The following is a 20,085-nucleotide window of genomic DNA, read 5'->3' as shown; positions in this document are numbered from 1 at the left end:
AAAAAAATTCTGGAGGCATAATTTTATGCAAACTATTTCAAAGTCAAAGTCAACACGTTGGGCACTTCGTGATGTGTTGTTACTGGCATTCGTCGCTGTTTTTATCGGTTTTATTTTTTGGGTCTTAGGTCCAATTTATAATTTACTATCAGCTGCTCTCACACCACTCGGTTTGGCACCATTTGCCAACGAAATACTTCTCGGTGGTTGGATGATGGCTGCACCACTTGCTAGTATCTTAATTCGTCAAGCTGGTGCTGGTGTTTTGGGCGAATTCTTTGCTGCTGCTGTTGAAATGTTACTCGGCGGTCAATGGGGTGTCGCAACTTTGTTATCTGGCCTTGTTCAAGGTATCGGAAACGAAGCAGGTTTCGCGGTTTTGGGTTATAAAAATTGGGGATGGGGTGGTATCTTTGCCTCAGCAATCACAGGAACAATCATAACGTTTATATGGTCTGCTGTCCGTGATGGTTATGGTTCTTACCATATTGGTATGCTAATTGCTTTATTCTTAACACGTTTTGTATCACTTTTGTTCTTTGGCGGTGTCCTAGTTGTCGCTATCCAAAAGCTAATTGAGAAGGCTGGTGTTTTGCGCCGTGACTGATTTAGTGGTTGACCATGTGAATTTTGCCTATCGCGAAACACCAGTGTTAACCGATATTTCACTCAAATTACAACCCAACAGTTTTAACTTACTAGTGGGCCCAAGTGGTAGTGGTAAATCTACGCTGTTAAAATTACTATCTGGTTTATATCCAACGTTTAGTGATGGTACACTGACTGGCAAGTTAACACTCGATGGCTACGACATTCATGACATTGTACCTTACCAACGTGTGGCTCACATTGGCTATCTATTTCAAAATCCAACACGCCAATTTGTCATGAAAACGCCCTTTGAAGAATTGCGATTTAGCCTTGAAAATTTACAAATTAATCCTGATGAAATTGAAGCACGCATTCTGACAGCTTTAGAAAAAGTTGGCATGACGGCATTTATGCATCATGATTTGTTGAATTTATCAGGTGGTGAAAAACAAAAAGTTGCGCTAGCAGCTGTTCTAGCAGCAGATAGTGATTATTTGTTATTAGATGAGCCATTTGCCAATGTCGATCCAGTTGCCAGATTACAACTCATTGATGTTGTCAAAGCATATCAAAAAAAAGGTAAAACAATTGTCATAACAGACCACGACTGGAGTGGCTATACAGACGCCATTGATGACATCTTTGTGATGACAGATGGTCACCTGCATAACGCACTAGTTGATGAACGGCAACAGATTTTAGAAAAAGTACCAAGTCAACCAGCTATTCATGCGGATCTTCCTTCAGAAAAAAAAGGTATTATCACGCTTGAATCTGTCTCACTCAGTAGCGGCGATCGTACACTTTTGTCGTCAGCAACACTCCCATTTCCAAAAGGAAAACGTATTCTGATTACTGGTCCAAACGGTGTCGGTAAATCAACATTATTATCCGCTCTTGTTAAATTGCATCCATACAGTGGTGACATTACTTACCAGCAACAAAATATTGCTAAGCGAAAAATAGCAAAACATGTTAAAGATGTTGCTCTCGTATTTCAAAATGCTGAACAGCAATTTGTCGCCATGACCGTAGAGGAAGAATTAACACAAGCTCAAACACTCAGTCAATCACCTGACCTTTGGTCAGATGATACGATTAACCAGGTTTTATCACAACTTAATATGGACGCACTTCGTGACCATATTGTTTACCAACTATCTGGTGGTCAACAAAAAAAATTACAGGTATTACTCATGTTAATCATCGGTACGCCAACATTGTTATTTGATGAACCCCTGGCTGGTCTTGATAATATCTCACAGCAAAACATGCTTAATGTTATTGCTGAATTTGCAACACGACAGCATCAAACGATCATTATGATTAGTCATCAATTACATGCTGTAACAGACTGGTTTGATTATCATTTGCAATTTGAAAACCAGCAATTAAGTTATATAGGCGGTGTCTCATGAATCCACTTATAAAATTTACAACAGTTATGATTATTGCATTAGAACTTACCTTTATAAAAAGTGTCACGATTAATATTATTGTTATTGGTGTTAGCGCCTTTTTATACCTATTTCTTAAACTCAGCTGGCGACAATGGTTATGGCTGTTCATATTACCATTGCTACCTGGTTTTGGTTCTTGGTTTTCGCTGATGTACTTTGGCACGGGTGATCATGTACACATGGCTTGGGTGATGCTATCGCGTGTCTTTGCATATCTTTGGTTAGGTGGTCTATTTACGCTTAAAATCAACGATGAACGTGATATTTTCTTAGCAACACTTGAACAAAAAGCTAAGCTTAGTGCGACCTTCGTTTATGCTTTGGTTGGTGTCTTAAACTTTATGCCCGCTGTCAGCCAACAGATTAAGACAATTCGTGTTGCTTCTCAGATGCGCGGTCAAACACTGCACATTTGGCAACCACAGCTCTATTTTAAAGCAATTTTGTCGGCCATCCGTTGGTCGCAAAATCTAGCTGAAGGTATGGTTAGCCATGGTTTCACAGAAGGTGCCGTACGCACACACCTCAATGTTGTGACAATTAAAAAGCAAGACTGGCTTTGGCTCATCATTATTTTAATTGCTTTTCAATTATTACTAGTACCACGTTGGTACTGAGGAGATCATTTATGACTTTTTCACAAGACGTATTAACACGAGCGCAACCTATCATGGACGCGATTATGTCACACCCATTTGTTCAAAGTATTGCTGACGGAAACGTTCCTGACGATATATTAAACTATTACGTTGAACAAGATGAACATTATCTTAAAGACTATTTACAGGTCACTGCACTCACAGTCACAAAAACAACTGATGCAGACGATATTGCGCGGCTTTTAGAAACAGCGCAATTTGTCAGTGATGAATCAAAAGCGCATGAAGTCATGTTAAATGTTACGGGTCATCATATAGAAAATTGGCGGCGTAGCCCAGAGACACAACTCTATACAGATCACATGTATACATCAGCTTATCATGGTACCTACGCTGATGCGATTGCTGTTTTGTTACCTTGCGCTTGGAGTTATGGCGTGATTGGCTGCGAACTGGTTGCACGAGGTGCGAATAACGATGCCAACCCACTCAAAGAATGGATTGAAATCTATGCACCAAAAGCAAATGATGACATTGATTATAATGCTTGGCGTTTTGATGCATTAGAACGTGCCGTTGCTAATCTTAACGACAGCCAGAAAGAACATGTCGCCCAAACATTTTTGAAAAGTTTAGAAATGGAATGGCGTTTCTGGGAAGCTGCTTGGAAACAAACACAATGGCAGTTTGACTTTTAAAAATCATGTAAAAAAATAGGTTAATGTGCAGATCATCTTTCTAAGCACACTAACCTATTTTTTGTTGTTTAAAACTATTTTTCAGACTTAATTATTTGATTTAATTATTTGATTTAATTATTTGATTTAATTGTTTTATTTGATGACGATAGAATAACCACAGTCCAAGATAAACTAATAAATAAATCACGAGTGATTCAACAACAGGTATCAACAAAATATTAACAATCGTATTAGTTATTGTCAAACCACTGGCATAATAATATGCCCACACATGATTTAACGGTGTACCAACCGGAAAACTCGTTAAAAAACCAAGTAACGCAAATGTCATCGTACTGATTAAAAAGTGCCTGATAATATTTTTATGCTGCCTTTGTGTACTCGTATTTTGATCTTTAAATAAATTGATTGCTGTAAAAACAGATACACCAAAAATAGCATAGATAAGAATAGAAAGTGTTGCATTGTATATTGGATCAGAAAGCATCATTGTAAATGGTTGTATAAAATTAAAACTACCCCGTCCAAGCGTTAAATAGAGAAACACACTTAACGTCGTACATATACCAATGCTCATCATCGCAACTGTCAATATTTGTTTAAATTTTTTCATAGTCCAAAATACCCCTTTATTTCTTTCAAATAGCCTCTACTAGAATACGTCACTTGATTTGACTTTAAAAATATCTTTATCTTTCCACCAAATGTTAATTCCAGTGATGCAATTTTATTTGCGTTGACAATTTCAGAGTTTGAAATTCTCAGAAATTCATTTGGCAATTTGTTTGAAAGTTCTTTAAGCGTCTCTGATAATATAAAATTTTGATTGTCATCAGTTGTTGCATATATTTTTTTATCAATAACATTTATCTTTAGAAGCGACACATAATCAATTTGATATTTTTTATTTCCTTTTGACCCAATGAGTCTATAAGGTAAATGTTGTAGTTGCTCAATTAATTTTGTGTACTCTGGTGTCATTTCTTTTACTTTGAACATAATAGAATCTTCGCCTATGCTCTTATCAATCACAATTTGTATATCCATAACATTAGCACAACAGTTTCCCTTTCTTTTTGACTATAATCATTATCATACTAGGCGCTTAATCATAATAGCTTAATCAACTACATGGGTTATATTTGCTTCTAGTTGGTCCAAATAGCTTATTATCTGGCTAGTACTACAAAATAAAACACCTTCTGTGATGAGACAGAAGGCGTTCAAATATTTTATGACTTACATCGTTTTTTTAAAACCACAATCCCGCAGTTAAACCAACATCATCCCCAATATGTGGCTTTTGTAACTTAGTATATAGCGCCAAACCTGCTTTAGAAATTTTTTGTTCTAACGCTAACTGCCGGAACCCAGATGCAAGATCAACAATCACCCTACGCTCATAGGTCTTCTTTTTTAATTGTACAATTGCACGGTCAACCAACGCTTGCTCCACACCAGCGTCTAAATGAATTGTTTCTAAATATGATAGTAGATCCTGTTGCTTTTTTAAAAATGCCATGTCTTACTTCCCCCCTTATAAATACCATAACAGTTCATCACTTTGGATTCAACTTAAAACCGTAAAAAGTACTGCCTTTAAATGTTTGTTTTGCCATTTTACCACTCGCAGTATATGCTTTACCACGTTTTGACTTCGCATCAAAACTGATTTCATCCCCATTTAATAGCTTAGCCAGCTCATCATCTGTAAAAGTATGTCCACTCCACGATTTGGCAAAGGTAATTTCCTCACCTTTAAATATGCCCGTTATTTTTTCAGTAACTTGTCTTTTTGGTGCGGGTTTCGGCTTTCCTAATAAGGATTCAAGGTCGTCAGCGTTTGACAACATAATTGGCATATCATGTTCAACAACCTGTGTGATCGAATCAAGTAATTTAGGCATTGTTATTTCAAATTGACCGACTTGGTCCATCATTTCAAATAGTCGTTTGGTAATTTTTGGTGACGCAATCCATGTATCTTTGACCATCACCGCTGAGACGTTCCCTGTTTCAGTTAACGTTAATTTGCCGCGTGTTTCTTTGATCATAGCTTTTGTACCGCGACTCATGTCAGATAAGGTTGATACTCGTGTGGCACCTGTCCCGACATGATGCTTTTCTAAAAACGCCATGATCCATTTAGTTGTCGGTGTTTGTGGCTTTTTATTCGCACCCTCATACAAATACGGTTGCGCAATTGGTCCTAACTGCCCAGTGTTATCATCTTCGATATCTTCTTCAACCTTAATCGCCCGCTGAGAATCGTAAACTGCTTTAAAATTCATTTCGATTGGTATATTAAAAGCTGTTTTAAATAATGGATAATCTTGTAAATCAGCTGTCACATGATCATAGACATAATCTTCAGCAAGCATGGCTAGATAGTTTTTAGCTAAAATATCATAAATTGCTTGTGCGCTTGGCCCAAATTTAGTTAAACCTGCCAAACTTGTTGGTACATTTTCACCTGGTCGGTTGGCGCCATGAGCGCCTTTATTTTTGACGTGTGTTGGACGTGGTTGGCGATGCGTAAGTAACACAGTATCAACATTGACAAGTGCTGCAATTTGGTCAATTTTAGGTAATAACTCATTAAATTGTTCTGGCGTGACAGTTTTATCTTCTGTCCGTGGATAAGACACCACTTGTGCTTCGTACATTTTTTGGTAGGTGCTCAAAACTTCTTTTGACGAGAAACCACGAGGTGCTAAAATAGCAGCTAATCCTGCCAAATCAAGTAATTTTCCTGGTGCCTGCGTACGTGTTTGATGCTTTTCATTGGCAACCGCACTCTCATGATATTGCGCCATATCCTTTTGCGCATCATTTTTTGTTGAAAAACGCCAAGGTATGACATCACCATCCGGTGTCACACGACCAAAAATATGCCCAGCTGGGTCCTTAAATTTAACTTCAAAGTAAGGCTTTTTCACGTAATTTTTAATCGCTAGTAATTGGGCATAAATCTGCCAAACAATGACTGATTTTAAACGGCCTTCACGCGCAACAACTTTAAATCCCTGTTTTTTGGCAGCAGTTGTCGCGATTCGCGTGAGTTGCATTGATGCAAAATCCCAGCGATTACGACTCTCGCCTTTAATATACTCACCGTCTTGTTGCTTATCTGAGACATCACGCAAATTCGCCATGGCTGTTTTAATGCCTGTTGCAGATTCATCCATGAAGTTAACTCGTAGCACTTGCCCACGCCATTTAATCGCGTCTAATGCCTCCCAAGCCAATAATTCTCCTTCACCTGACGGATCCGTATCGGTTGCAATCACAATGGCATCATAACCCATCTTAATTTCTTTTTTAAGATCATCAATTAATTTTTTAGTCGATTCAACTTTACCAGTACGCATATTACGCTGACGAATATATGTTCGTTCCCAGGAAAAATCATTTAAATCCCATGGTAAATGCTTGACTAACCAAGATTTATATTGCTTTTTCAAGTCTTCAGAGACCATTTCTTCGGGATCTTTTAACGTCATGACGTGTCCACGAAGATTGGTAATTTTGTAGGTGAAATTGTTAAATGCTCCTGTTTTGCCACCCAATGCTTTGCCAAAATTGGCTGCAGCTGATGGCTTTTCAGTTAAAATAAGGTAGTTAGGCATAAGTTATGGTTTCATATCTTTCTTGAATTATCTTTTTTAATTTTAACAGATTGCAGGGAGGTCTTGCATGCTTGTCTTAAGCTTCATAACCCAAGATATCTTATTGCGCCAGAATATACACAATCAATGCCAATACGACAAGTATCATTAATCCAATGATCCCCTTAACGCCAAGCAACCCCAATCCACGTTCTGGATGAGATGTGATCTCATTTAGGGTGTTATCCAAATCAGTACGGCCAATGGTCTTCTTTTTCATGACTAGTTTCCTTATTGTAGGTGATTAATATCGGTAGTTTCATCATAGCACAAATCATTTTGATGTCACTAGATTTATGGGAGAGAGGGTTCTGGTTTTATAAAAAATATTTGTTATCTCTTTAACACTTCTTGGTTTTTTCTCAAAAACCCATATTTTTATAATAGCAACTGTTGAGTTTAATAGTAGTGCTTGACTATATTCGTTAGGAAGTGAGGGATTAAAGCAATTATATTTTCTAATAAACGCTGTGATTGCCTCGTCAAATTGCTTCAAAAATAAGCCATCTAACATGACTATTTTAAAAATTATCATATTTTCATCAATATATTTGAATATATTTACCATTCCTTCACCCAAACCACAGGCTACAAAATCATAAATGAGTTTCTTCTTAAAACCAACCAACAGTTCTTGCTCTATAGAAAGAATGAAATCATTAAAGTCATCATAAGATAAATAAAAAGTACCTCTGTTTATTTTTGCTTTATTTGTCAATTCACTGACGGATATTTCATCTAATAATTTTTTCTCAGTCAATATTTTCAAAGCAACAATGAGCTTTTTTGTCGTTTCTTTTTTCATAAATCACCATTTTTCCTATTTTTGTTCAGTGACATCACAATATGATAATGTATACTAGTCCTATGAAAATATTAATTATATATACCTACCCACATCATGAAAGTCTCAATGGTGACATTTTAAATACTGTGATTAAAAACATTAATCATAGTCATCAAACGCGTGTCATTGATCTGTATAAAGAAAAATTTGATCCCGTTCTTTATTTTGATAAAATACATAAAAGAAGGCATTTACAATATGATCAAGAAACAAAAGCTTACAGGGAAGCTATTTCATGGAGTGACCATATCATTTTTATTTTTCCTATCTGGTGGAGTGGCATGCCTGCTATTTTAAAGGGCTTTATTGACCGTGTCTTGGTTCAAAACTTTGCTTACTCCTATTCTACTAAAAAAATCTTACCTAATAAACTACTGAAAGGGAAATCGGCCAGCATTATCGTAACCCATGATACACCTAAACTTATGGTTAAGTTTGTTCAGCAAGATTATGGTAAAGTTTTAAAAACACAAGTTTTAGAAAGTATGTGTGGCATAAAGGTAAGACAATATCTTATTTCACCAAATATTCGTAGCAGTAATTTAACACAGAGACAAAAATTTTTGAAAAAAATTGAACAGTATACTCAAAAAATATAAATTAACGGATATGACATTTTAGTATTATTAAAAAAAGCATTGCAACAGACCCATTGCAATGCTTTTTTATCATAAGCTACCCTTGTCTTTTATCTGCCAACTGCTGATTAATGCGTCTTGCATTAGCTTGTCCTTGTTTTCTAAAAACAACGAAAATAATCACATAACTGATAATAAATGTTGGTATATTTGTCAATGCAATCATAACACTCCCAAAAGTTAGCCATATGAAGAACCCATAGGTCAGCATTTCTAGAATCAGATGACTGATCAATTGTGTCACAAACGTCATGTTATCAAGCTCATATATCAAAGACAATAGCCCCATTACCGCGCTCATCGTCATTAATAAAAGAAACTGTTTGATCGAAGGTGTCCCTTGATATAGCGTAAATGATAGTAATGAAATAAAGGATCCAATACCAACACCAACAAGTAAATAGATCATGCCTGCTTTAAAATATTTCATCTTCCGTACCCCCTTCTAACCGCTTTAAAATACCTTTAATAAACCGCCTTGACACCGTCACTCGTGTCTCATCTGTCAAAAAAGCATAATAATTACCAGAAAATGCGGCTTCCATACGTATTAAAGCATTCATGTTTATTGCCATCGATTTCGATATTTGAACAAATAATTGCGCCGTATCACCAGCTAAAAACTGTTTCAACGTTTTCCGCGTCACTAATGTTTGTTTATTATTGCAGGTCATTGATAACTCGTTACCAAAACTTTCAACAAACAATACATCTGATTGTGTCACCACCTGAATACCATCACCTGTTTTAACCACTAATTTATTTGTTTCGACTTTTTTATTTTGTATCTGCTTGGCAATCGCAGTCATCTGTTCAATATCATTACCTGTTATAGCAACTTCAACACCAGCCATTGCCTCGTCAACTGTGATTTTTATTTCCACATTTCTTCTCCTAACTACAATGCTACTATTTTACCAAAAATACGATTTTCTGAACACGATGCATGTCATCTCTCCTTTGTCTCGTTTATGCTTTTATCTTAGCAATTTAAGACACTAAAAAAACCGCTTTTGTGATAAGCGGTTAGTTTTCAAGGTTATGTTGACACGTCACTTCTAGTTTAATATTGACGCATAAACCTGGCCTAACTCAATTTTTATTTAAGTATCCTAGGGCTTAAGATAGAATTCTCTCAGTTTATCAGCGTTAAGTCGGTATTGATTTCGGCCTACTTTAAATAATAGTTGCTCTGTTTCAAATACTTTGTATGTGTATAAAAGATGTCTGTAGCTTACCCCTAAGTACGCCATCACTAAAGTATGGGGTTCACTATAAAAATTGTCATACGAATCATCCAAGATAAACGTTGCTAAGCGATATTTAAATTCATAAGTACGGCTCGTAATCATCATATTTGTGCGCGCCAATAATTTTTTTACTAGATACTGATTAATATGCTGTAAGTAGCCGACATGGTTTAATAAATACTCTCTGACGATCTGATTGGGAATACAAATACATACGCTGTCACCGATTGCAGTAACTTGTTTTGCAGTTGTTTGTTGTGCCGTAAATTCAAGTTCTCCTATCCAATCATTGGGGTATAAAAGTTGAACTAAATTAGTTTCCCCCTCATCAGACAATGCGATAACTTTAGCACGACCGGCTATTAAGTAATATAATTTAGCAGCCTCACCTGTCGGCTCAGAAGTCGTGATAACGTCATCATTTTTAAAATAGGCTAAATAACTGCCAGCAAATACGTCATCTGGTAGAAAATTTAAGTTAGCGTTGTCAATAGTCATTTGATCAATCATTGTCCCACCAATAATGTGTGATATAGCATATGTTAATTTTAGCATATCCAGTATACTTATCTATATCAGATAACTATTATAAACTATTGAATGGAAGTAACCAACTAATGATTAAAAACATCATATTTGATTTAGATGACACGCTTTTAGACTTCAAACGTGGCGAATACGAAGGCGTACGCGACATTTTAACATCGCAACGTGTGCCAGATTTAGAGGTCGCATTTGAATACTACCTTGCATTGAACGCGACTATTTGGCAAAAAATTGAACAGGGTTATGATAGTCAGCCCCTATTGAATACTAGATTCTCGGATACATTGGCACATTTTGACATTCAAAGTGATGGTCAACAATTAGAAGCGATGTATCGCACGAAACTCGATCATAATTATCATGTCATTTCAGGTGCAACAACGCTTTTGGACAATTTAAAAAAACGTGATTATAAACTGATTGTCGGGACTAACGGCTTAGCTAAAACACAGTATGCTAGATTAGCTGGTGCCAATATTCAAAAGTATTTTGATAAGGTATTCATTTCAGAGGAAATCGGCTTTAACAAGCCTCAGCCACAATTTTTCTCACATATCCTAGATGTTGATCCCCGATTAACAATTGACAACACAGTTATGGTTGGTGATAAATTATCTGCTGATATAAAAGGCGCTTCAGCGGTTAATATGAAAAGTATTTGGTTCAATCCCAACAATGATCAGCCACAATTGACTATAAAACCGACATACATTGCACAGAATTACCAAGATATTTTGGATATTGTCACCAAGTAAAATATGTGTCAAAACGCAGTTTTGTTATACTAGTTGGTTATTATTTTAAAAGTCATGTCAAACGTATTAACGAGTGACCAAAAACTTGATACTATAGTATATTTTTCTGATAAATATCAGACATCACTGACCATGGATCGTTGGTCAAGTGGCTAAGACGCTGCCCTTTCACGGCGGAATCGAGAGTTCGATTCTCTCACGAGCTATATCAAGTCGCAACTTCAGTTGCGGCTTTTTATGTTGTGATTAAAAATTTAGTATTCTACTTGCTATTGCCTGATGAAAAGTCGTACTCCTAGAATTCTATCAACTCGAATAAAAGATCTCGAAGCAAACGGTATTATTACAAGGGAACATCTACCAACCAATCCACCACAAATTGCCTATCATTTTACTGATAAGGGGCTATATTTATTGAATTTTATCCCTGAAATTGAGGCTTAATATGGAAGTTATCATGGTTGGCGATTTATTATTTTAAAACAAATTAAAGGGACTATGGCTCTGCATATCTTAACGTCATCAAAATAAACTACTTTGTTTATTTTTTAAATCGTTGAATATTTTGTTTCCAATCGATTAAAATCACCTAAATTCATTGAACCTCTTAAACCATTGAACATTTGCTTCCGTTTCTCGGTATCTGACTGTTCTAACGCCATTTCAATAGTTTGTATTGACATACCATTAATTTGCACTCTACCAAAACTAATGATTGTCGTAAGTATTTTAAGGAATAGTGGTTGCAAATCATTCTTGATATCATCAATTTTTGATGTTACTAGTGCTATATTGATTTTCTCATCACTTAACTTCAAAATTTCCTTTGGATTCAACAATAATTTATTAATTTTTGAGTTAATACTGCTGTTGTCTTTTCTAAACATTCTAAAAATCGTATTAAAATATTTACTAGCGTGCCGAGTCATAATTTCTGTCAGCCATTCTTGTTGATACGGAAAATCATAATTCGTGTTAAAAATATACATAAAAATCATAAACACATTAATTTTGCCCCACGCAATAGCATCTTTTGATGGATTGATTTCATGTAGCGAAACGATAGCTACATTGTGTTCTATCAACGAATCACTATAACCTTCATTTAGAGCAATCAGTGTAGCATTTTTAAATGCGGATGTGCCTTTATTTTTTAATCGATATGCCGATGAAATTCCCTTAAGATCATAAATCGTCTTTGGGAGGCTATCTGTATACATATCGTAATGTCTCCCCATCATGAAATGACGAATATTATCATCTTTAATAGTTTCAATATATTGCTTTGCAGCATCTTTATTATTTGGGTTTTTTTCGATGACAAGTTTAAACAGGTCAAGATAAATTCCTAAACTTGAATTGATAAAATGAATATATGCGAACTCCTCTTGCTCATTTTGGTTAGGGTATGGCAAATCAAAATTGACTGTATCTATTTGCCAAAAAGCCATGCTGGTTGCATCAACGAAATAATCAGTATTCAATAAAAACTTAAACATCTTAGCGTCATCATGATCAAACCTAGAAATTTTATTGTCTTTGTACATTTTTATAATGGCATGAATCATACCATCATCAGACTTGACTTCATTACCTACTTCAAATAAATACCAATAATACAAGTCCTTATAGTCATTATAAAGTCGTTGAATATTATCAGCAAACAATTTTACAACTCTATTTGCAACTGTAGTTTCAGGGTTAAGCAGTATTTTTTTTAAAAAATTGGTAGTACCATTAACAGACTGCTCACAAAGGTCATCTTCTATCCCAAATTGAAGACCTTTATGAGCAGGGCTTATTAATTTATTAATTAGAGTAGAATCATCATCCGAAGCCAGATCTTTCTCCGTCACAAAAGAAGTTTGTTGAACCTCCTTTGCTTCACCACTAAAAGTCATACCATCCTGATACTCAACTTTTTCAATGTTTCCACGTGATTGTTTTATTTCTAAATCATTTTCATCAAAGAAATCATTGAACAAAGCGCCTAAATTTCTATCGGAAAAATCAACATTGCTGATGATTTGACTAACAAGGCGATCAGAGAGCTTTGTTTCCTCATTAACCTTCATTAATACTTTAATAAATATGGGATGGCACAATAAACGTTCATCTATGCTACTTTCCCAGTTTTCATTGTCGATTGTAAAAATATCATCTAAAATAGCATGAAACAGCTGAAAAAAGCCACCACAATTGATAATATCTTCAGCAGATTCCCATACTATAACTTTAAAATCATCGCTATTTAATATATTAATAAGTTCTTCTTGAGCTTGAGGGACCAAATTATAAATTAATGGTTTTCCCACATTATAATACCCACCTTGATAGCTATGTTTTTTAATTTCTTTAACCAAAAACCATCCCATAACATTTGGCCAATCATAGAAATCCAAATACTCAATTTCCGGCTTAGACCCCAATGATTTCTCCAAATTAAGAGTCTGTTGTTTAGATAGTTCTAAACTCCTAAGAAAAGAAATAGCAATTTCTATACGATATGTCCAATTTTTCCCGTTAACATAGTTAATGATGCTATCAATTTTGGAAGTACTTAGGTTTTTATCATTTTTATCTAGTGCCTCCCAAATTGCAACAGGAATGTTTCTATCTGGATCTTCAAAAATATTACTATTTAAAATTTGTGGCACTCGTTTTGCAATAATTGCGGGAGGTAAGCCATCAAAATAGTGTCCAAGAATGTCAAATTCCGTTGTATTTAGTATATTGATAATTTTTTCATCGGATGCCTTTACATCTCTAAATTTATACCAGTCATCATTACTTTCTGGATATGCTACATCACGTATGTCGTTAACTAATCTGTCCACAAATGGTGGAAGCATATTGTAATCGTCATCATACCAAAAAACTTGTGTGTGATTTTGAGCAGAGTGATAGTCTTCAGTAACTTTTCTAATACAATTTCCTGTTTCATTCTCTCCATGATTTGAAGATAGAAATGCAATATTATCCCCGTTTGTTTCAGAAAGTAAAGACAGTATCTCGTCTTCTTCCATACTGGAACCTAGAAAAACAAGTAAAAGCTTTTTCTCAGTAATCCAATTACGTATCTTGCTAATTGGTTGAAAGTCAGAGTAATAATGTTTTTTATACGAAGATGATGAACTAATGAAATGTTCTGGTTTACCATTCGGCATACCATGCAAGTGAATAACCGTGTTAAGGGAAACTTGATCTGTTCGATAGTCAAAATCCCCAATATCAGTAACTGTTGCACTTACTGTTCTCATGGTATCAAGATGTTTTTCAATTTGATTATCATAGTTGGTCGTTATATAAAAAGCATCAAGATTTGCTAGTTTCGTTAACACTGGATTATATTCTGTTATGGGTGGCAACGTTTCAAAATAGTATTTTTCAAAGTCTAACTGCCTCTCTTCAAACATTTCCTGACCAAACGCTTGTTTAATCATTTGATGAACTAAGTCAACTTTACGTTTTTTATCAATATTTGAGTTTAAAATTTGATCTAACGCGTTAACATATACTCTCGATTTTTGAATTGCTGGGTCATCATTAATATGAGATTCCCAGTATTTAATAAATCTATCAATATATTCATCCCAACTCGGATATCCTTGGATTCTTGAAATACCAGCTCCTATAAAGAATACCAGTCTCCCATTTTTCATTGCTTCAGCCATTCTGTTGACAATGGCATTGTACTCAGACAGTGATTGAAATTTAAATTCCGGCACTTCATCCATGATTTATGCCATCGCTTTCACCTTTTCTTCGATAAAGTTAATTTCGCTTTGATCCAGACCGTATTTTTTATAAAGTTGCTGATCAATTTCTGAAATAGATTTCGTCCAGTCAATATCGGAATTGGGAGTAAAGTCTTGCATTGGTACTTTGGACCATGTATTTTTAGATTGATTGTTTTGCGTCGTTTTCATAAGTCCTAACATCAGACGCCCAAATTTAGACTTAATATAGCTTAATAATGCTTTAGCTTCGTATTCAGTATCAAACACTCCTAAACTTACAAAAGTTTGGTTGTGTCCCGTGCCTGGTTTCCCAATAACAGGCGTAGAAAGTGTTTCTCCTATTTTTCCCGTTCCATTCGCCCCAGGAACAAATACTTTCCATTTATTTAAGTTCGGGTGATCATAAATATAATTTTTCTTAACCCAACGATATAAACGCTTCCCAGACAATCTACCATAAATTTGGACATACCGTTCCCCATCATTGGGCTTATCTTGAGTAAAAATTTCAGGATAACGTGTAAAGACACTTGAAGCTACTGCTTTAGCATGCGACTCATCAGTTCTTCCAATAAGTTCGTGATGCTCTTTAAATAAAGAATCAGTAAACCTATAACTATCAGGACTGTAAACAACACCACTAATGTTAGCTAAAGTAATTTTTTTAACCTTATGATAAATACGTCTTAATTCTTCAAATGGAATAAACGTTTCAATGGCTCCAAATCTTTTTGACTGATCTCTATATAAAATAACGATCCCACCTTTAACGTCAACATTAGGAAAAACTTTACTACTCTTAGCACAGAAGTATTCAATACTCAAATGTTCATCATTTAACATTTTCTTATTCCACGCTTTAGGCGTCGCTCCTTGATTCGACAAAAAACGAGCAGGCGAAATTAAAATGTACTTTCTAGAAACGAGTTCTGCCAAATCATAGAAATAATTATACACAGGCGCGGCTTGATTATTACTACCTACATTTTCCTCCTGATACGGTGGATTCCCCACTACTACGTCAAATTTCATTAGTTTTTACCTCCAAATAATTCATCACACTTTGCCTCAAAATCACCTTCACCGCGGGCAAAAGGTGTGGTATCAAGACAAACAATATGCGAGCTATCAATATTATTTGCCTTTTCATCAAACCCAAATATAAAGTTACGTGCAATATTATAGATAATTTCACTAGGTGCAAAGCCATAAACTTGATGTTCCAAAATATGCTTCAATCGTTGATCTGGATCAGTAATTTTTCCCTCTAACCCAACATACAGACGTTTCACAATTTCAGTGATATAAAGTCCTGACTTGATATACAAATCCACAAATGTTTTATCTGGATCAGTAAAGTCTTCCGGACTTTCTTCCTGCACCTTATCAATCATCATCTTAACAACCTTTTTTGGCGTATAGATTTGGTTTGTTTTTTGCGCTGGGATATAGTCAAAAATATCTTCTGATTGCGTATCGTCAAAATAGTTAGCCAGTTCTTTACGTTTATTCAGAAATTCCTGAACTGATTCATCAAAAACTATTGGATCGAAGAAATTATAGGTGTCACGTAACATACGGAATTGATCTAAAGTAATCCCTGTTACTTCTTTAAAGACCGCATCAGCAATAGTCATGTCAAAATTAGAAAGTACTGTTTGATATTCCCCGTAGGCCATCAAGAACGATGGTATAGTGCGAGCAAAGCCACGTAAACGCGCACGTACATCATCTTCGACAGTAAGCTTCTTTTTTTCTTCAATTTTTTGAAGTACTGTTTCTGTTGCTTGATGGGTTAACTCTTTAGTTTTCGTCTCAACTTTTGCTATGACTTCCTGTTTGAAGCTTTCTTCAATCTCGTGTTTTTTAACTTCATAAGTTGCTTTTGCTTCAGCTACCTTTACTGGGTCGTTATGGGCCTCTGTAATCACTGCTTGATATGTGACATTTGCTTCATTCTGTTTAATTTCAGTTTGCTTTTGAACGACTTCAATTTCTCTGGCAATAGCATTAGCATTTTGTTGCACAACTTGCTCAGCAGATTTAACAGTCAGACCATTTTCTTTAGCCAGTTCTTTAACACTATCTTGCGTATTCTGTTTGAAACTCGTTGCGACGACATTTGAAATATTACTATCACCGTCGATAACAGCTTGTTCCACAGCAGACTGTATATCTTCATATACTTTGGCACCAAATTTAGCTTCCGTTGTTGCGACAACAATATCCTGTTCGACTGTCGCGTTTCCTGCACTATCAACTTGAACATCTTTGGTATCAATAGGTTCCTCTGTCTTATGTGGAACAGATTTTCCTTGATCTACCGGATTTAATTGTTCCAGTATTTCACGAGCACCAGCTGATGCGAAAATACCTGAAATATTTTGGAACAACAAATTGGACATGAAGCCACGGCGAACCACTTCTTGAGCTTTAAGTGCTTTTGGAATTGTCAATACTTGATTCACATCAAGTTCAACCATTTTTCCTTCACTATCTTCAGCAATTACAGGGAAGAAATTTAGTAATGTTCGAATGTTTCCTTTTCGGTCATCCGTTGTCCCACCACCATTTGTTGTCTTACGTGATAAATTATTAGCGAACTCATCATAAATTGTCAGCGTACGCTCTGGTGCAAAATCAAACACATAAGCATTTTCTTTTTGGTGTTTAATACCATTGACTTCATATTCCCACGGATTTTGGGAGCGAAAAGCCGCCTGCATATATAAACTAGGCGATTTCATGTTTGACAACATTAAAACACCAGTCCATTCAGGAATAGTAATTCCTGTTGTTAGTTGGCCTACAGAAAGTGTGATTGTTTTTTCGTTGTTTTGAATAGCTTGACGAACACGTTCTAGTGACTTTTGATTGACTACTTGGTCATCATCAGTCCTACCGTTTCCAGCAGCTAACACTATTTCATAATTTTCAAATACTGGGTGATCCTTTAATAATTTTTCTAACGCCTTTGCACTTGCTACACGATTGAGTAGCCAAAAAGTATGCTTCAATTCATCACGCAATTTCTTTGTAGAAAACGGATATTTTTCATTATGAGATAAAGAATCAAGCCATTTTTTGATATCTGCTTCATGTATAAACTTACCTGAATCATTGGTTTCAAAGAACTCATTCAAATCAAAGGCAAAGTCGATATTCTCACCATCAATTTTAGCGCCTTGATTCACGTCGTCAGTGATCATTTGACCCATTTGGTATGAAAATAAACTTAAACGAGGTAACTTTTCGTAGGGGTTATTTTCTTCTGCATTCTTCGGCCAATCAATTTTAGCTTCTTGTTCATCTGCATAACTCCAATTGTAAATTTGATCATCAGAAAAATTACCAGAAGAAACAGCTTTAAACGGTGTACCAGACAAATGGAGAGTAAAATTACGTTTGATATTATCAAATGCAATATCTGTCTTAAATGTATCAACACCTTCATGGCTTTCATCAATAACCAGAAGATCCCAATCCAACTGTTTGACCCACGACAGTTTGTCGTAACCACCACCAAAAGCGATGCCTCCTTTTAAATCTTGAAGTGAGATAAAAGCTAACATGCTATCTTTACCGTCATCCATTTGTTGAGTAAACTCATCGCGTGTCATACTAGGTCGATTTTTAAGAGAATCACTTGTTGAAATAAATGCAAAATTTGTTTGCCAAGCAATAAATTTCTCGAAATCATCAAACCAAGAATTAGCAACTGCTGGACGATTAGTAACAATTAAAACTTTATGGGCATCCATTCGGCGTACCAGATCATAAGTAGCTAACGTTTTGCCAAAGCGTGGTTTAGCATTCCACAAAAAATTTTGACCACGATGATCTTTTTCATAGTTTAAAGTTTGTTCAACCGCTGCCACTTGTTCTGGTCGCAAAATATATTGTTCTTTTTCTTTAATCTGACTAAGTTGGTTATGACTAAAATCGTAAAAATCTACCTTGGCTTGTTCTGGGGTACCATTATAGAAAAACCACTCAGATAATTTACCATTCTCAAATTTTTGTTGTTCTCGATGTTTAAAAGTGCGTAGATAAGTATGTAGTTTTTTATCATCAAACCAATCATCTGAATCATTAAACTTAGCAGGATTTGACCATAATAGATCATAATGCAAGTGACCTGCAGCAGTTTTTGTTTGTTCTTCAATTCGATCATTTACGTTATACCGGTGCGTATAACCAATTTTGATATTGCCTACATCATAATATCCTGGTGTCCCTTGGTTTTCAGGAAGTGTGTAAGCATAAATTTGCGGAAAGATAATTTTCGTCGTTTTAATTGTTTTGTTATCAACCATTTCTACCTGACTCCTTTATCAAAAAATTCCATCTTATTAGTTTTCCAGTTCATAATTTTGGTACGCTTACCTGGTCTAATTATCCATTGTTCTTCTGGCGTTTCGTCCTCAAACAATGATATTTGAATTTTTATTTTTTTTTCTCGCTTTTCAGTCATCGGAATAATGTATTTCAAACCATCCATTTGAAAAATGTTATAACTGATGATTTCAGCAATGTCTTTAAACAAACCATACATAGGATCTTCATGCCATTTATCAAAGTAATAATCTCGATAGGTATATAGTAAGTTTTCACGAGCTAATAACAGAGAATCTCCACTCCACTCAAATCCATAACTTGCTTTATATGCCTCAGTAACTAAACGTTGCCATTCTGCCTTATCATTAATTTCCTCATTAATCCGACGTAATTTACGGTCTACAAATCCTACACGTTTAATTAATGGAATACATTCACCATCCTCCATGTCATAGCGCGTTGCCATATATGGCGCTTCGCCAGCAGTTATTTCTAGCCAAGTACGATTAACGTAGGTTTCCAAATCGTCATCAAGATAGTCCTTTTCAACTTCATCATTTTGCTTTTTCACCACCCATGTCGGTGTGAACACTTCCGCTCTAATTTTTGTTCGTTTCTTTTGTAACTCACGAGATTTAAGAGCGCGTGGTTTGATAAGCTGACCCATTTGTCCTGTAACAAGCTCAGGTCTTATTTGAGACGTTGATGCATAAGCCTTAGCTTCGTAGTTAATATAATTCTCATTTGCCCAAATAATATTTTTGGTTTTTTTAGGCGTTGATGTCGTACGATCAATCAACAAAATATTCAAAATTTCTGGCATTGTTTCACGAATATTATTTTCTAATATGTCAATTAAACTATTTTCATTTTTATCAATTTCTTTCATGATGTGTTCTCCATTAAAATCGCACCCTATTTTTGAATGTAATTATTTTTTAATATTTACAAT

Annotated in this window: 20 protein-coding genes and 1 tRNA gene; 8 read left to right on the top strand and 13 right to left on the bottom strand. The window is 35.4% G+C overall.

What is annotated here, in order from left to right; genetic code table 11:
- Positions 1–25: 25 nt before the first annotated feature.
- From JOD28_RS03460 to tenA, 4 genes are read left to right on the top strand one after another with little or no spacing between them, the layout of a single operon-like run.
- Positions 26–607 carry an ECF transporter S component gene (locus tag JOD28_RS03460; protein WP_204769489.1) on the top strand — a complete coding sequence of 194 codons (582 nt, stop codon included), beginning with the start codon at positions 26–28 and terminating at the stop codon, positions 605–607.
- Positions 600–2,009 (top strand): ABC transporter ATP-binding protein, encoded by a 1,410-nt coding sequence (locus JOD28_RS03455; protein ID WP_204769488.1) that lies wholly within the window; start codon positions 600–602, stop codon positions 2,007–2,009. Before JOD28_RS03460 ends, JOD28_RS03455 begins: the two co-directional genes overlap by 8 nt.
- Entirely contained in the window at positions 2,006–2,668 is a 663-nt protein-coding gene (locus tag JOD28_RS03450) for an energy-coupling factor transporter transmembrane component T family protein (RefSeq protein ID WP_204769487.1), read from the top strand. Before JOD28_RS03455 ends, JOD28_RS03450 begins: the two co-directional genes overlap by 4 nt.
- An 11-nt stretch (positions 2,669–2,679) precedes the next feature.
- Entirely contained in the window at positions 2,680–3,348 is a 669-nt protein-coding gene (tenA, locus tag JOD28_RS03445; RefSeq protein ID WP_204769486.1) for a thiaminase II, read from the top strand.
- Positions 3,349–3,448: 100 nt separating this feature from the next.
- On the opposite strand, the gene JOD28_RS03440 is transcribed toward tenA, so the two are convergent.
- The 6 genes from JOD28_RS03440 to JOD28_RS03415 form a co-directional block, all read right to left on the bottom strand.
- Positions 3,449–3,964, bottom strand: coding sequence for a DUF3021 family protein (locus JOD28_RS03440; protein ID WP_204769485.1), 516 nt, complete (start codon positions 3,962–3,964; stop codon positions 3,449–3,451).
- Entirely contained in the window at positions 3,961–4,398 is a 438-nt protein-coding gene (locus tag JOD28_RS03435; protein ID WP_204769484.1) for a LytTR family DNA-binding domain-containing protein, read from the bottom strand. Before JOD28_RS03435 ends, JOD28_RS03440 begins: the two co-directional genes overlap by 4 nt.
- Positions 4,399–4,603: 205 nt before the next feature.
- On the bottom strand, positions 4,604–4,873 hold the full coding sequence (locus tag JOD28_RS03430) for a hypothetical protein (protein ID WP_204769483.1): 270 nt from the start codon (positions 4,871–4,873) through the stop codon (positions 4,604–4,606).
- A 37-nt stretch (positions 4,874–4,910) separates the two neighbouring features.
- A complete protein-coding gene (locus tag JOD28_RS03425) occupies positions 4,911–6,980 on the bottom strand; it encodes a DNA topoisomerase (protein ID WP_204769482.1) in 2,070 nt (689 codons plus the stop codon).
- A gap of 100 nt (positions 6,981–7,080) precedes the next feature.
- The gene (locus JOD28_RS03420; RefSeq protein ID WP_204769481.1) at positions 7,081–7,239 is read right to left on the bottom strand and encodes a hypothetical protein; all 159 of its coding nucleotides are present in this window, start codon (positions 7,237–7,239) and stop codon (positions 7,081–7,083) included.
- A gap of 54 nt (positions 7,240–7,293) precedes the next feature.
- The gene (locus JOD28_RS03415; RefSeq protein WP_204769480.1) at positions 7,294–7,824 is read right to left on the bottom strand and encodes a TetR/AcrR family transcriptional regulator; all 531 of its coding nucleotides are present in this window, start codon (positions 7,822–7,824) and stop codon (positions 7,294–7,296) included.
- Between the two features lie 62 nt (positions 7,825–7,886).
- Here JOD28_RS03415 and JOD28_RS03410 point away from each other — a divergent pair, with 62 nt between their 5' ends.
- Positions 7,887–8,465, top strand: a complete 579-nt coding sequence (locus JOD28_RS03410; RefSeq protein WP_204769479.1) for an NAD(P)H-dependent oxidoreductase — start codon at positions 7,887–7,889, stop codon at positions 8,463–8,465.
- 76 nt (positions 8,466–8,541) lie between these two features.
- Here the strand turns inward: JOD28_RS03410 and JOD28_RS03405 are convergent, their stop codons facing one another.
- From JOD28_RS03405 to JOD28_RS03395, 3 genes are all read right to left on the bottom strand, one after another.
- A complete protein-coding gene (locus tag JOD28_RS03405; protein WP_204769478.1) occupies positions 8,542–8,934 on the bottom strand; it encodes a DUF3021 family protein in 393 nt (130 codons plus the stop codon).
- Positions 8,921–9,388: a LytTR family DNA-binding domain-containing protein gene (locus tag JOD28_RS03400; RefSeq protein WP_204769477.1), complete on the bottom strand. Its 468-nt coding sequence runs from the start codon at positions 9,386–9,388 to the stop codon at positions 8,921–8,923. The genes JOD28_RS03405 and JOD28_RS03400 overlap by 14 nt, the downstream gene beginning before the upstream one ends.
- Positions 9,389–9,616: 228 nt before the next feature.
- A complete protein-coding gene (locus JOD28_RS03395) occupies positions 9,617–10,309 on the bottom strand; it encodes a cyclic nucleotide-binding domain-containing protein (RefSeq protein WP_204769476.1) in 693 nt (230 codons plus the stop codon).
- Positions 10,310–10,371: 62 nt separating this feature from the next.
- Between JOD28_RS03395 and JOD28_RS03390 the strand changes: the two genes are divergently transcribed.
- The 3 genes from JOD28_RS03390 (at position 10,372) to JOD28_RS03380 (ending at position 11,499) form a co-directional block, all read left to right on the top strand.
- Positions 10,372–11,055: a YjjG family noncanonical pyrimidine nucleotidase gene (locus JOD28_RS03390; RefSeq protein ID WP_204769475.1), complete on the top strand. Its 684-nt coding sequence runs from the start codon at positions 10,372–10,374 to the stop codon at positions 11,053–11,055.
- A gap of 134 nt (positions 11,056–11,189) precedes the next feature.
- Positions 11,190–11,261, top strand: a tRNA-Glu gene (locus JOD28_RS03385).
- 73 nt (positions 11,262–11,334) lie between these two features.
- Complete coding sequence (locus JOD28_RS03380; protein WP_204769474.1) at positions 11,335–11,499, top strand: winged helix-turn-helix transcriptional regulator; 165 nt, start codon at positions 11,335–11,337, stop codon at positions 11,497–11,499.
- A 104-nt stretch (positions 11,500–11,603) separates the two neighbouring features.
- Here the strand turns inward: JOD28_RS03380 and JOD28_RS03375 are convergent, their stop codons facing one another.
- Genes JOD28_RS03375 through JOD28_RS03360 form a run of 4 tightly spaced genes read right to left on the bottom strand, consistent with a single transcriptional unit; the run spans position 11,604 to position 20,022 of the window.
- A complete protein-coding gene (locus JOD28_RS03375) occupies positions 11,604–14,792 on the bottom strand; it encodes an SIR2 family protein (protein ID WP_239531060.1) in 3,189 nt (1,062 codons plus the stop codon).
- A gap of 3 nt (positions 14,793–14,795) precedes the next feature.
- Positions 14,796–15,827, bottom strand: coding sequence for an Eco57I restriction-modification methylase domain-containing protein (locus tag JOD28_RS03370; RefSeq protein ID WP_204769473.1), 1,032 nt, complete (start codon positions 15,825–15,827; stop codon positions 14,796–14,798).
- Entirely contained in the window at positions 15,827–19,111 is a 3,285-nt protein-coding gene (locus tag JOD28_RS03365) for a DEAD/DEAH box helicase (RefSeq protein ID WP_204769472.1), read from the bottom strand. Before JOD28_RS03365 ends, JOD28_RS03370 begins: the two co-directional genes overlap by 1 nt.
- 2 nt (positions 19,112–19,113) lie before the next feature.
- A complete protein-coding gene (locus tag JOD28_RS03360) occupies positions 19,114–20,022 on the bottom strand; it encodes a restriction endonuclease (RefSeq protein ID WP_204769471.1) in 909 nt (302 codons plus the stop codon).
- Between the last annotated feature and the right edge of the window lie 63 nt (positions 20,023–20,085).

Source organism: Leuconostoc rapi, assembly GCF_016908715.1.
Classification (GTDB): Bacteria; Bacillota; Bacilli; order Lactobacillales; family Lactobacillaceae; genus Leuconostoc; species Leuconostoc rapi.
The sequence above is the reverse complement of the archived record's forward strand: the minus strand, read 5'-3'. Positions and strand labels throughout refer to the sequence as shown.

Bases quoted from the DNA above. Each gene is read 5' to 3' on its own strand.
- JOD28_RS03460 (WP_204769489.1), top strand. From the start codon at position 26: ATGCAAACTATTTCAAAGTCAAAGTCAACACGTTGGGCACTTCGTGAT.
- JOD28_RS03450 (WP_204769487.1), top strand. From the start codon at position 2,006: ATGAATCCACTTATAAAATTTACAACAGTTATGATTATTGCATTAGAA.
- tenA (WP_204769486.1), top strand. From the start codon at position 2,680: ATGACTTTTTCACAAGACGTATTAACACGAGCGCAACCTATCATGGAC.
- JOD28_RS03440 (WP_204769485.1), bottom strand. From the start codon at position 3,964: ATGAAAAAATTTAAACAAATATTGACAGTTGCGATGATGAGCATTGGT.
- JOD28_RS03435 (WP_204769484.1), bottom strand. From the start codon at position 4,398: ATGGATATACAAATTGTGATTGATAAGAGCATAGGCGAAGATTCTATT.
- JOD28_RS03430 (WP_204769483.1), bottom strand. From the start codon at position 4,873: ATGGCATTTTTAAAAAAGCAACAGGATCTACTATCATATTTAGAAACA.
- JOD28_RS03425 (WP_204769482.1), bottom strand. From the start codon at position 6,980: ATGCCTAACTACCTTATTTTAACTGAAAAGCCATCAGCTGCAGCCAAT.
- JOD28_RS03420 (WP_204769481.1), bottom strand. From the start codon at position 7,239: ATGAAAAAGAAGACCATTGGCCGTACTGATTTGGATAACACCCTAAAT.
- JOD28_RS03415 (WP_204769480.1), bottom strand. From the start codon at position 7,824: ATGAAAAAAGAAACGACAAAAAAGCTCATTGTTGCTTTGAAAATATTG.
- JOD28_RS03410 (WP_204769479.1), top strand. From the start codon at position 7,887: ATGAAAATATTAATTATATATACCTACCCACATCATGAAAGTCTCAAT.
- JOD28_RS03405 (WP_204769478.1), bottom strand. From the start codon at position 8,934: ATGAAATATTTTAAAGCAGGCATGATCTATTTACTTGTTGGTGTTGGT.
- JOD28_RS03395 (WP_204769476.1), bottom strand. From the start codon at position 10,309: ATGCTAAAATTAACATATGCTATATCACACATTATTGGTGGGACAATG.
- JOD28_RS03390 (WP_204769475.1), top strand. From the start codon at position 10,372: ATGATTAAAAACATCATATTTGATTTAGATGACACGCTTTTAGACTTC.
- JOD28_RS03380 (WP_204769474.1), top strand. From the start codon at position 11,335: ATGAAAAGTCGTACTCCTAGAATTCTATCAACTCGAATAAAAGATCTC.
- JOD28_RS03375 (WP_239531060.1), bottom strand. From the start codon at position 14,792: ATGGATGAAGTGCCGGAATTTAAATTTCAATCACTGTCTGAGTACAAT.
- JOD28_RS03370 (WP_204769473.1), bottom strand. From the start codon at position 15,827: ATGAAATTTGACGTAGTAGTGGGGAATCCACCGTATCAGGAGGAAAAT.
- JOD28_RS03365 (WP_204769472.1), bottom strand. From the start codon at position 19,111: ATGGTTGATAACAAAACAATTAAAACGACGAAAATTATCTTTCCGCAA.
- JOD28_RS03360 (WP_204769471.1), bottom strand. From the start codon at position 20,022: ATGAAAGAAATTGATAAAAATGAAAATAGTTTAATTGACATATTAGAA.